Origin of the sequence: Desulfosporosinus acididurans, from assembly GCF_001029285.1 — a bacterium.
Taxonomy (GTDB): Bacteria; Bacillota; Desulfitobacteriia; order Desulfitobacteriales; family Desulfitobacteriaceae; genus Desulfosporosinus; species Desulfosporosinus acididurans.
The window spans coordinates 136554-148840 of the sequence record NZ_LDZY01000003.1; the positions used below are offsets into that span (position 1 = coordinate 136554).

The following is a 12287-nucleotide window of genomic DNA, read 5'->3' on the forward strand; positions in this document are numbered from 1 at the left end:
TTATTCACCTCGGTTATCGTTCAGCTGAAGGATACTTGCATAAATCGCCCGAGTTAACTCCGTTTCCCTCAGCTGTTGTCCCCAGAGAACCGGGTGGATTCCTTTCCAGCGCTGATTAATAAAGAGTGTCAATTCTTTTTCTATAGGGTCATATTTCCCCTTATCCTTCCATAACAAGGGCAGGGCACGGTAAGTACAGAAGGCTCCTTGGCAAGTTCCCATACCTAAGCGTGTCTTACGCCGTATGTCTGCTAAATGATGTGTATCTTGGTCTGAAGCTATCTTTTCAACTTCTGCAACACTGACCATTTCACATTCGCAAAGCATTTTTCCTTTGCCGGGGTTTCGTTCAATCTCTGCCAAAACACTGTCAGCATCCTCACCCAGGCGATCAATCATTTTTTCAGCAGCAGCACAGGGCAAAAGCCGCCGTGCTTTTTCATGAACGGTATTGGGGACCTCTGACAAACATTCCTCTGCCGTGCGGCAAGGTGTGGCATTTCCTAACTTATCGGAAACCCAATCCGTAACCTTCTCAGCCATTAGCCGATAAGTGGTAAACTTTCCGCCAACGATGCTCACAATCCCACGAACTCCATCTCGGAGCTCATGGTCAAGTAAGGCGAACGTTCGGCTGACTTCCCGGCCTTCTTCCGCTGCCCCTGGAACATCACTGTCTTCCCGATGAAGAGGCCGAACTCCGGCAAAAGCCCTTATAACTCGATATTTTTCCAGCTCAGGCAACACCTCTTCTCCTATTGCCAACAACTTCCTTGCTTCTTCCTTTAAGGGACTGTTTTCTCGGGGAGAATCAACAATTTCCGAAGTCGTTCCTAAAATCGTTATCGTTTCATGGGGAACAAAAATATCTCCATCTCCAGGCGTATGCAGCCGATTGATAACCCGTTGGAAGAGTCGTTGATTAAATGCCAATAGCGTTCCTTTGTCGCAAATGACCTCTAATGAAACCCCCGCGAAAGCAGCAATCTTAGATGCCCATGCTCCCGCCGCATTGACAACAATTTTGCAAGAGATCGTCAACATTTCTCCATTCAAAAGGTTTCGAGCGATCACACCCGTAACCCTTCGGTCCTCAAATTGAAAGCTCTCAACTTGATGGTAGGTTTTATAGTGTCCACCATAACGTTTAGCGGATTTCGCATTCGCCCAAACAAGTTTAAAACCATCAACCGCGGCATCGGGAACTTCGAATACCCTTACTATTTCCTTACTTAACAAAGGTTCTTTTTCATAGGCCTCGGATAGAGGCACTTCATGGATCGGAATTTGGGCTTGAGCACATCCTTTAATCCATTGCTCAACAAACGACGAATCATCCTCAACCGTCTGTACGAACCAGCCGCCTGTGTTGGATATGCAAGGTGCTGCAATTTTCTTGAGAATCAGATTCTCCTCAATGCATTCCGAAGCGGAAATGGGATCCTTTACTGCGTAACGTGCCCCGCTGTGCAGTAATCCATGAAACCTAGAGCTTGTTCCATGAGCGAGATCACCCTGTTCTAAAAGTAAAGCAGTAATCCCCCGCATGCTTAAATCCCGTAATATTCCTACCCCAGTTGCGCCGCCTCCAACGATGACAACCTCATAATCGATCATGTGTCCTCCACCTCTTCTTTGATAGTGCCAGTGAAGCGTTATTCAATAATTTCATTACAAACTTTTGGCAGTTCGCGAACAGAATTTATTGTAAAATCAGGCTGCACACCGTTCGCTGGAATAACTGTCTTAGACTCTTTAAACCCAGGGTTTACCCAGATCGTTTTCATTCCGCCTTCGCTACCGAACTGTATATCAGTTGTCAGCCTGTCCCCAATTACTATGCAATGGTCTCTTGTAATTCCTAAATCCTCTATTATTTGCAGCGCTAAATCCTTGGATGGCTTACCGAAAATCATTTCAACTTTTCGCCCAGTCGTAGCCTCAAAAGCTGCGATAATTGCTCCTGCATCAGGTAAGCCATCATTCCGGTAAGGGCATACTGGATCGGGATTCGTGGCAATAAATGCAGCGCCCTTTTTCAGGGCACGATGCCCGTTGAGCAGCTTTTCGTAATTCAATGTTGTATCAAAACTAACAAGTACAGTTTCCGCTGAGGAGTCTGCAGAAATTGCTATGCCGGCTTTTGTAAGCTGCTCAATCAGCTCCTGTTCACCAATTACATAGAGGCGGCCATACTTTTGCTTTCGCTTTTTTAGGTAGTTGGCTGTGATTACTGCAGAAGTAATTACTTCTTCTGGAAGGGCGTATATCCCTAGTCCCTTTAATTTTTTTACATAATATTCAACACTAAAACGAGGATTATTAGTAAGAAATCTAACCTTTGCATCTTTAGACCTTATCCATTCCAAAGCAGATGGTGCACCCTCGATAATTTCATCACCTATGTATAGTGTTCCGTCGAGATCAAATATAAAGGCATATCCGCTAAGGTCGTCGTTAAGCATTATTCAACCCCCTTATTTCTAAGCTAAGACATCGTTAAAACAAAAAACCGCAACCTTATCTATCCTTTCAAGAAGGAAATTTAAGGCTACGGTTTTCTCACATCTCCAAACCATAGTTTTCCACAGCTTTTGTTTTTCTGATGACTAACGAGGCCATTTTTAATCCACGGAATTTCATTAAAAAATATGGATTACAATCATATAATCCTTCACCGAGTATTTTTGTAGTATACCTTAGTCTTCAATTGATGTCAACGCAGATCTTTGGTTAAATCATTGCTGATGCTGGTGTATGACCGACTTCGGCACGTAGTCCCGCTTGATGTGATGAAGCAGGAAAAGCTTGAACGCCTTGCAAATACCAGAGTACCGACAAACACAAGGCATTCAAGCTTTTTAAAATCAACGTGCTGTCGTTTGCAGTCTTATTTCCTCTCTAACTTCTTCGTCCTCTCGTTCAATGTCTTTACCAACGGGTTCCCATTTAATAATTAATGCTGAAATCAAGCCAATTAGTGGAGCTAATGATAAAATAAGCATGGTTTTGGAAAGTCCGAAGTTCGTAAGAATAATAGGAAAAGCGAACGTACCAATCATACTGCCTAAGCGACTTGATCCCTCAACGAACCCTGAACCGAGTCCACGAAGGCTTGTTGGAAATGATAACGCCCCCATAGTCATTCCATTTGACCCTGGACCAGCCGAGTGTCCAAAGAGAAATAAAGCGACTAATAACGCTATGACCCACATCGGGACCCCACCATATGAAAATCCGATAGAAAGCATGGCGATAATAACAATTACGTAACCAAAAATTGACAGTTTGCGCGAACCCAGCTTAAATGTTAATTGAGCTCCGATAAACCCACCGAGAATCCCTGCCAAATTAATTAAAGCTGTTCCGCCAAGACTCTGCAGTTTCCCTTCACCCATTACAAAGACTGCGATAAGCGGAATGTATAATCCTACAGCATAATACTGCAAGCTTTGGGTCGTTTTTATAGCAGTTGCCAATATTGTGCGTGGCCTATATCTTTTGTTAAAGAGGATCTTTAAAGGTACTTTTTTCAGATGTTTGTCTTCGCTTACATCTGGTTGTTCCAATTTAACCTTAATTTTGTAGGTTTTTTCTAAAATCTCCGTTGCCTCTTTTAAGGGCAAATTTTTCGCTGCCCACATTGGACTTTCCTTTAAGAACATTAACCGCAGAATCAGAACAGCCAGAGCAATGAGTCCACCCCCAGCTACACTCCATCTCCATAATGTATTTCCAGTACCTAAACTATAAAGTCCTATTACCACTAAAGCCGAAGATGTTGTGGCAAGATACCAAAACACTTGCCAATAATTAGTGTACTTCCCTCTTGATTTGAAATTACTAAGCTCTGTAATAAAGCTAAATGCTATGGGGACATCAATTCCAATTCCAATCCCCAGAAAAAATCTGAAAAAGCCCAGAATCTGCGGACTAGGGGATAAAGCGGCGCCGAAAGAACTTATCACGAGTAATATTAAATCAATTAGAAACATCAATTTGCGTCCAAATCGATCTGTGTATAGTCCTCCTACAAGCGCTCCAATCATCCCTCCGAAAGGCATTATCGTCATAATAACCGACAAACCAGCAGCTGTTAGGTGGAATTGCTTGATTAATTGATCGGTGGCTGTTCCTAAGATGGTCAGATCGTAGGCTTCTAGGAAGATACCCCCAAGTGCAATCAGAACAAGCATGAATGCACGTTTTTGAGTAGGATTCTGATCAATAAATCGGATAATATCATCTTTTGTTTTAACGACAAATTCACCGTTTTTCATGCTAACCCCCCTCTTTCAATGAATTAAAATTAGTTCGCCAATACTCGCTTTTTCACCCCCTGACATATTACCGTTGCGCTTCGTAATACTCATAATTCAGCATACTTTCTTGTATCCATTTTTTTATAATTACGCTTCATTGTGAATTACGAAATGGACATTACAAGCTGGTAAAGATAAAATAAAAAGCCTTCTTCTAAGGCATACGTTCCCGTACGTCTTAAAAAAAGGCTTTTCTCTTTAAACTCCAGCCAATCCATATACAGCATTAACAGTAATTATGGCTTAATATTAGCACAATTTTGAATAATTGTCAAGCAGACCCTGGTCTTTACCCCATAAAAACAGTTAAACCCGCATGAAATGCGGGTTTTCAGACAAATTATGGCGGAGGCGAGGGGACTTGCACCCCTGTATCGAAGAACGACCACAAAAGCGTCTACGCGTGTGTCCTTTAATTTAAGTTTCGCCGGTCGTGACTCCTAAAGGCAAGGATTCATTTCAGGCTAGCTCGATCATCTTAGCTAATGTCTCCGAGCATTGACATTAGAGCGTCCTACTAATTTGACACCCTGAACCCTTCACCGTAGGTCAGAAGGCAGGATGCTAGCGGCACTTAGGCAGCTAGAGCGAAATTATCTTCGTTAACTATTTGTTTCCACCGTTTAACGAGACCAGGTGGAATCTCGACGCGCAACTTTTGCCACCGCTTCCCCGAGCGAGTCTAAAACGCCCCCGAATTAATTACATAATTAGTATATCATATTTAAGCATAAAACAAACAAATTTTCTTTGGAATATCAGGATTATCATGGTAAGTATTTATAGTTATTTTAATTATCATGTCTTCGTTAACTTCAGGTGGGGTAGAGTTCTCCTTCGCCGCTAAGTATTTCTTTTGGGAAAAGCGGCTCGACAATAATGTCATGTTCAGCTTTAGCTGAACGAGTTCACTAGAAATAAATCTATAGTTTATAAACAGTTATAAATAATTAAATAACTATAATCAGTGGGATTGATATTGGCAAAAATGTCTTTACTCTATTAACTTCTGTTCCGATCTTTTAATGCTCGTTCAATATCTCGTTTACTTTCCTTTTCGGCCAGTGCTTGACGCTTATCGTAATTCTTCTTCCCTTGAGCAACTCCTAATTCGACTTTTGCCAAGCCCTTTTTCAAATACATTTTAGTTGGAATTAGGGTTAGGCCTTGCTGCTGAATCTTTCCGACTAATTTGCTAATTTCTGACCGGTGTAATAGCAGCTTTCGAGGCCTTAACGGATCATGGTTAAAGCGGTTTCCTTGTTCATAAGGACTGATATGCATTTGATACACCCAAATCTCGCCATTATCTAAATGGGCATAACTGTCCTTTAAGTTTACACGCCCATTCCTGATTGATTTTATCTCAGTTCCGGTAAGGATTATTCCAGCCTCGAGTCGGTCTTCTATGAAATAATCGTGAAAAGCTTTACGGTTTTCAGAGACAACCTTTATCCCTTCAGAAGGCATATGAGTTCCTCCTTTCATCTATAGCATACAACAACTTATTATACAATAAATCATCCCAATTCCCTATTTTATCCATGCTCTAAGCATTTCATCTTTCCACTAAAACTGCCTATAAAACCATTATAGAAACTTATTATATCTTTGAAGAAACTCATGAACCTTGAGGACAACCTCGTCTCGTTCAGTCCCCAGCGTCAAGATATGTCCGGAATGTTCCCAATAAAGCACTTCGGGTTCACAAGCCTGGATGTACTTACGAATCATTTGAACACTGGCTGAGTCAACGGTGAAATCTTTTCGGCTTTGCATCAATAAGGCCGGGCATTTTATATGTTTAAGTTCGCGGCGAACTTTGTGAATGGCTTTGTTCAAGGATATCAGAGAATCAATAGGGATTTTATCGTAGACAAAACGTTCCGGTTTTAATTGAGTTACCCGAGAATCCGAAGGAACTTGGGCAGTAATAGGCGGCTTTGGTTTTGTGACAAATTTTCGGAATGGACGGATCAAGCGTACATACCGTGTTCTCCGATCAGCCAGCAGCATCGGTGAATTCATGGATACCAGGCCATCAACTAAATCTAGTGTTGCCAAATGCAGAGCTAATAACCCTCCCATTGAAAGTCCCATTCCGATTACCTTGGAACATGTCTTTCTTAACTCAGTTACACCTGCTTCTGCATCACTGACCCAGTCCTCCCAACGGGTATTTGCCATTTCTTCCGGCGTGGTCCCGTGCCCTGAAAGTCGAATTCCCAGAACTGTCCAGCCGAGGGCAGCCAATCGCTCGCCTAAATAACGCATTTCAGAAGGCGATCCTGAAAAACCATGAATAAGCAAACAGCCTACAGGATTTCCCGGAAAATAAAATGGATCCACCAACCGTTTCTGCGGTTTCACTCGATCCCCTCCTGTCTAAATTCACTACACAAAACATAGCACGAAAGGGGCACCTCATATGAAGTGTCCCTTATGTATCATAACTATAGCGCAGTTCGGACTTTGGAACGAACCATCAAGGCCAAACTCCTCTTGTTACTGAAGCATTGCTAATCCCAGCGAGCTTAAAAGAAAGACAGCAGCCAAGACAGCTGTAACTTTAGCAAGTAATTCATCCATGCCCTTCTTTTTCCCAAAAATGGATTCGCCGGCACCAGAGATTGCTCCGGACAGCCCCGCACTTCTTCCAGATTGGAGAAGGACAGTGGCAATCAATCCTATAGAACTAAGCACTAAAACCACGATCAAAGCAATTTTCAAGTAAACACCCCCCCAATACAACACTCTGCTGTATCGTCACCGTAAATAGTCAGTAGGACTATTTTAGCACAAGCAGCCTGAAAACTCAACAAACATAAAAGGATGTTGGCCGGAGTAATTACTTGCTTCTGGCAAGGGCTTTTCTGCCGCGATAAATGGCACTGTCCCCAAGCTCTTCTTCAATGCGGAGCAGTTCGTTATATTTTGCAACCCGTTCTGTTCGTGCCGGAGCCCCGGTTTTAATCATACCGGCATTGACTGCGACTGCAATATGGGCTAAGGTAACATCTTCGGTCTCACCGGAACGGTGGGAGACAACCGCAGTATACCCTGCCCTTTTAGCCATTTCGATGGCATCTAACGTTTCAGTGAGGGTCCCAATTTGATTAACTTTAATCAAAATAGAGTTGGCACATTTTGCTTCAATTCCACGTTCTAAACGAGCAGGATTTGTGACAAATAAATCATCGCCAACGAGCTGAACTCGATCCCCTAAACGCTGGGTTAATTTAGCCCAGCCTTCCCAGTCTTCTTCGGCAAGGCCGTCTTCGATGGAGACAATAGGGTAACGGTTGATTAGGCCTTCATAGTAGTCAATCATTTCTTCAGAGCTCTTAGTTAGACCTTCTCCGGCTAGATGATAAGCCCCGTTGTCATAAATTTCAGTAGCCGCTACATCTAGTGCCAAAGCTATTTGTTCACCGGGAACAAACCCAGCCCTTTGAATGGCGTCCATGATGCAAAGCAAGGCATCCTCATTGGATTCCAAACTCGGTGCAAATCCGCCTTCATCGCCAATTGATGTGGCCAGGGACTTTTCTTTAAGGACAGATTTTAAACTATGATAGACTTCTGTACCCATACGCAGAGCTTCAGCAAAGCTCGATGCTCCCACGGGCATAATCATAAATTCCTGAATATCCACATTATTGTCCGCATGCTTCCCGCCGTTGAGGATATTCATCATGGGAACGGGAAGTTCTTTGGCGTTGACTCCGCCCAAATATTGATAGAGTGGCAGACCTAAGGATTCAGCTCCGGCTTTGGCCGCAGCTAATGATACCCCAAGGATCGCATTAGCGCCTAGTTTGCCTTTGTTTTCTGTACCGTCAAGTTCTTTGAGCAATTGGTCAAGACCCGGTTGATCAAAGGGAGATAGTCCCTCGACTTCTGGAGCAATCACGGAATTGACATTATCGACGGCTTGCAGAACACCTTTTCCCATAAAACGAGCCTTATCGCCGTCACGAAGTTCCACAGCTTCAAAAGCCCCTGTCGAAGCACCTGAAGGAACAGCAGCTCGGCCCATAATGCCATCAGCTAAAACAACATCCACTTCTACAGTCGGGTTGCCGCGGGAATCAAGAATCTCCCGGGCATAAACATCGGTAATCACACTCATTGAAAAATCCCCCTTATTCTTATTAAGACCTCAGTAATGATTTCCCCGTCATTTCCTTGGGTTGGGGAACCTGAAGTATTTCCAAAATAGTTGGTGCCACATCGCATAGGGCTCCGCCTTCACGCAGAGCGGTACTTTTCAGTTGGTCGCTGACCAAAATGAACGGTACCAGATTTGTGGAATGAGCCGTTAAGGGAAGATTTGTCTCAGGATCTATCTTCTCTTCGGCATTTCCGTGATCTGCCGTCACGAGCAGTGTTCCGCCCATGCTGTGCAATTCAGCCTCGATCTGTCCCAGACATTGATCAACGGTTTCCACCGCCTTTACCGTTGCCTCGAAAACACCGGTATGTCCGACCATATCCGGATTAGCGAAGTTCAGAATGATTACATCGTAGGCCTTCTTTCTGAGTTCACCAAGAAGTGTTTTGGTGACTTCCGGAGCGCTCATTTCCGGCTGAAGATTATAGGTTGCAACTTTGGGCGACGGTATGAGAATTCGCTCTTCACCCGGATCAGGTTCTTCGATTCCGCCGTTAAAAAAGAAAGTTACGTGGGCGTACTTTTCAGTCTCAGCAATTCTCAATTGTTTATGCCCCAGTTTGGAAAGGACTTCACCCAGAGTATTCTTCAAATCTTGCTGGGGAAAAGCAATGGGAGCCGGAATCGTATCGTCATATTGTGTCATACACACATAATTTACATGGGGACGATTCGGCCTCTCAAAACCTGCGAATTCCTCGTCCACAAAAGCCCTGGTAATTTCCCGCGCCCGGTCAGAGCGGAAATTATAAAAGAGCACACTGTCTCCTTCTTGAATTAAGCCTACAGGCTTTTCATCATCCCCAAGAATTACCGTGGGAAGTACAAACTCATCGGTTACACGCATATCATAAGAATTTTCTACTGCTGCAAGAGCACTGGGAGCAAATTTTCCTTGGCCGTAAACCAAGGCTTGATAGCCTTTTTCCAAACGTTCCCAGCGTTTATCCCGATCCATCAGGTAATAACGCCCGCTTACTGAAGCAATTTGTCCAATGCCCAGTTCTTTAATCTTTTCCTCAAGCTGGGCAATGTATTCTTTGGCACTCTGGGGCAAGACATCTCGACCGTCAAGAATGACATGAATAAACACCTTCTTTAAACCTTCTTTTTTAGCCATCTCGAGAAGTGCAAATAAATGTTCAATATGAGAATGCACTCCGCCATTAGACAGCAAGCCCATCAGATGAAAGGCCTGATTATGAAGGCGGGCAGATTTCATAGCCTCTATGAGAACAGGATTCTCAAAAAGTGTTTTGTCCTTGACGGCTTTAAAGATACGGGTTAATTCCTGATAAACAACTCTCCCCGCTCCCAAGTTCAAATGTCCTACTTCCGAGTTGCCCATTTGACCATTGGGTAATCCCACCGCTTCCCCTGACGCCTGAAGCAGAGTATGAGGATAATCCTTTTCCAAACGCCGAAAATTGGGCAAGTTCGCTTGAGCAATGGCATTCCCCTCTCGGGTTGCGCGATATCCCCAGCCATCAAGAATCATCAGCAATAGTGGTTTGTCAGTACTCATTTCTAGTTTCCTTCCACGCGTGCCTAAACTGAAGCAGCGTTATGTATTAATTTGGAAAATCCCTGAGGATCAAGGCTAGCCCCTCCGACGAGTGCCCCGTCAACATCGGATTCCGACAATAATTCGGCAATATTGTCCGCCTTAACACTTCCTCCATAAAGAATCGGCACCTTTTCGGAAGCTGCTCCCATGAACTCGGCAAGTGTGGAACGTATGGCGGCACACATTTCTTGAGCATCTTGACTCGAAGCCGTTTCCCCCGTTCCAATAGCCCAGATAGGTTCATAAGCAATAACAACCCGGCTAAGATCTTCCGGAGAAATACCTTCCAAGGCCTTAGACACCTGACCCTGCACTCGTTCAACAGCTTTTCCTTCTTCACGAATGCTGAGATTTTCTCCTACGCAAAGAATAGGAGTCAGCCCTGCAGCCAAGGCCTTGCGGACCTTCTTGGCAATAATTTCGTCGGTTTCGTCAAACATTTCTCTGCGCTCGGAGTGTCCTAAGATTACGTAAGTACAAGCAGCTTCTAACAGCATCTGAGCCGATATTTCACCTGTATAGGCACCTTGATCAGCCCAGGACATATTTTGTGCCCCTAAATGGACAATACTTTCTTCCATTTCATTTTTAAGGGAATAGAGGGCAGTAAAGGGAGCACAGAGAACAATATCAAGAGCAGTGACGTCTTTAATTTCCTCTAAAAACGTTACTGCATAATCTTCAGCTTCCTTTACGGTTTTAAACATTTTCCAGTTGCCCGCAATGACAGGTCTTCTCTTTGCCACAGTTAATTCCTCCCGCAATCAATTGAAACTTTACGCATCCTGTAAGGCCGCAACACCCGGCAGAACTTTCCCTTCTAAAAATTCGAGAGATGCTCCCCCGCCTGTCGAAATATGCGTCATCCGCTCTGCCACACCGGTCTTTTCGACAGCCGCTACAGAGTCTCCGCCCCCGACAATCGTAGTCCCTTGACAATCTGCAACAGCCTTAGCCACTCGTTCAGTTCCTCGAGCGAAAGCATCCATCTCAAAAACTCCCATAGGACCGTTCCAAACAACAGTTTGGGCTGAAGAAATAATGGTACTAAACCGCTCAGCACTTGCCGGACCGATATCTAAGGCCATTTCGTCATCCTGAATATCTGATAAAGCAGCTATACGATGTGAGGCCTCAGCGGCAAATTCCTTAGCTGCAACAACATCAATGGGCAATTCTAAAGCGACGCCTTTGCTTTTTGCCTTCTCGATCAATTGTTTCGCTAGATCGAGCTTATCCTCTTCCAGCAAAGATTTACCAACCTTATAACCTTGAGCTTTGAGAAAGGTGTTAGCCATTCCCCCGCCGATAATCAAGGCATTAACCTTATCCAAGAGGTTTTCAATAACTCCGATCTTATCACTTACTTTCGCTCCGCCGATAATTGCCACAAAGGGACGTTCAGGCCGTTCCAAAGCATTTCCCATAAACTCCACTTCTTTTTGCATCAGCAGCCCTGCCACAGCAGGAATATAGTGCGTAACTCCCTCCGTCGAAGCATGAGCACGATGTGCTGTTCCAAAGGCATCATTAACGAAGATATCTGCCAGGGAAGCCATCTCACGAGCAAACTCCGGATCATTCTTTTCTTCTTCTTTATGAAAACGAACGTTTTCCAACAAAAGGACTTGACCATCTTGTAACTTATCGACAGCCTCTTCAGCCGCTTCTCCAATACAATCTTGAACCAAGGCAACATTTTGCCCCAATCGTTCGCTCAGTCGTTTAGCAACAGGCGCCAAAGAATATTTCGCATTGACCTGGCCCTTGGGGCGTCCCAAATGAGAAGCAAGAATGACACGGGCTCCCTCTTTAACGAGATATTCAATGGTGGGGAGAGAAGCACGTATGCGTGTATCATCCGTTATTTGCCCTTGATCGTCTAGCGGCACATTAAAATCCGCCCGAACTAATACTCGCTTTCCCTTAACAGTGACATCTTTGACACTTTTTTTGTTCATACAAAAATCCCCTTTCTTAGGCACAAGGGTTTGGTGTTTCTCAGTGTTTTATATAACTTCAATAATATATCTTAGTATACCGAGAAAAGAAACTTCCTACTCTCCCAAACTCCAAGTTTATAAAACTATTGATGGCATCTTCTCCAGAGGAGTTTCAGATTCAAATAGTAAAATAGTTCATTAGAACTTAAATTCTTCGTTAAAACATGAGATTCCTGCCTGACGTTACTATGTTTCTCGCTATTAACAATATCTTAATCTCT

General features: G+C 43.9%; 10 protein-coding genes and 1 other RNA gene. All 11 read right to left on the reverse strand.

Annotated elements, in window-relative coordinates:
• Positions 1-1617 carry an anaerobic glycerol-3-phosphate dehydrogenase subunit GlpA gene (glpA, locus tag DEAC_RS04495; RefSeq protein ID WP_047808846.1) on the reverse strand — a complete coding sequence of 539 codons (1617 nt, stop codon included), beginning with the start codon at positions 1615-1617 and terminating at the stop codon, positions 1-3.
• A gap of 38 nt (positions 1618-1655) precedes the next feature.
• On the reverse strand, positions 1656-2465 hold the full coding sequence (locus tag DEAC_RS04500; protein WP_047808847.1) for an HAD-IIA family hydrolase: 810 nt from the start codon (positions 2463-2465) through the stop codon (positions 1656-1658).
• 402 nt (positions 2466-2867) lie between these two features.
• Positions 2868-4280: an MFS transporter gene (locus tag DEAC_RS04505; RefSeq protein ID WP_047808848.1), complete on the reverse strand. Its 1413-nt coding sequence runs from the start codon at positions 4278-4280 to the stop codon at positions 2868-2870.
• A gap of 385 nt (positions 4281-4665) precedes the next feature.
• Positions 4666-5017, reverse strand: a transfer-messenger RNA (tmRNA) gene (gene ssrA / locus DEAC_RS22580).
• 307 nt (positions 5018-5324) lie between these two features.
• Complete coding sequence (gene smpB, locus DEAC_RS04510; RefSeq protein WP_047808849.1) at positions 5325-5792, reverse strand: SsrA-binding protein SmpB; 468 nt, start codon at positions 5790-5792, stop codon at positions 5325-5327.
• A gap of 120 nt (positions 5793-5912) precedes the next feature.
• Positions 5913-6692 carry an alpha/beta hydrolase gene (locus tag DEAC_RS04515; protein ID WP_047808850.1) on the reverse strand — a complete coding sequence of 260 codons (780 nt, stop codon included), beginning with the start codon at positions 6690-6692 and terminating at the stop codon, positions 5913-5915.
• A 135-nt stretch (positions 6693-6827) separates the two neighbouring features.
• On the reverse strand, positions 6828-7052 hold the full coding sequence (secG, locus tag DEAC_RS04520) for a preprotein translocase subunit SecG (protein WP_047808851.1): 225 nt from the start codon (positions 7050-7052) through the stop codon (positions 6828-6830).
• 118 nt (positions 7053-7170) lie between these two features.
• Complete coding sequence (gene eno, locus DEAC_RS04525) at positions 7171-8454, reverse strand: phosphopyruvate hydratase (protein ID WP_047808852.1); 1284 nt, start codon at positions 8452-8454, stop codon at positions 7171-7173.
• A gap of 22 nt (positions 8455-8476) precedes the next feature.
• Complete coding sequence (gpmI, locus tag DEAC_RS04530) at positions 8477-10021, reverse strand: 2,3-bisphosphoglycerate-independent phosphoglycerate mutase (protein ID WP_047808853.1); 1545 nt, start codon at positions 10019-10021, stop codon at positions 8477-8479.
• Between the two features lie 23 nt (positions 10022-10044).
• Positions 10045-10809, reverse strand: coding sequence for a triose-phosphate isomerase (gene tpiA, locus DEAC_RS04535; RefSeq protein ID WP_047808854.1), 765 nt, complete (start codon positions 10807-10809; stop codon positions 10045-10047).
• A 30-nt stretch (positions 10810-10839) separates the two neighbouring features.
• Positions 10840-12024, reverse strand: a complete 1185-nt coding sequence (locus tag DEAC_RS04540; RefSeq protein WP_047808855.1) for a phosphoglycerate kinase — start codon at positions 12022-12024, stop codon at positions 10840-10842.
• Positions 12025-12287 lie beyond the last annotated feature (263 nt).

What these genes read in the sequence shown, in the direction of transcription:
- DEAC_RS04540 (WP_047808855.1), bottom strand. Translation starts at nt 12,024, where the DNA reads ATGAACAAAAAAAGTGTCAAAGATGTCACTGTTAAGGGAAAGCGAGTA.
- DEAC_RS04500 (WP_047808847.1), bottom strand. Translation starts at nt 2,465, where the DNA reads ATGCTTAACGACGACCTTAGCGGATATGCCTTTATATTTGATCTCGAC.
- gpmI (WP_047808853.1), bottom strand. Translation starts at nt 10,021, where the DNA reads ATGAGTACTGACAAACCACTATTGCTGATGATTCTTGATGGCTGGGGA.
- smpB (WP_047808849.1), bottom strand. Translation starts at nt 5,792, where the DNA reads ATGCCTTCTGAAGGGATAAAGGTTGTCTCTGAAAACCGTAAAGCTTTT.
- eno (WP_047808852.1), bottom strand. Translation starts at nt 8,454, where the DNA reads ATGAGTGTGATTACCGATGTTTATGCCCGGGAGATTCTTGATTCCCGC.
- glpA (WP_047808846.1), bottom strand. Translation starts at nt 1,617, where the DNA reads ATGATCGATTATGAGGTTGTCATCGTTGGAGGCGGCGCAACTGGGGTA.
- DEAC_RS04505 (WP_047808848.1), bottom strand. Translation starts at nt 4,280, where the DNA reads ATGAAAAACGGTGAATTTGTCGTTAAAACAAAAGATGATATTATCCGA.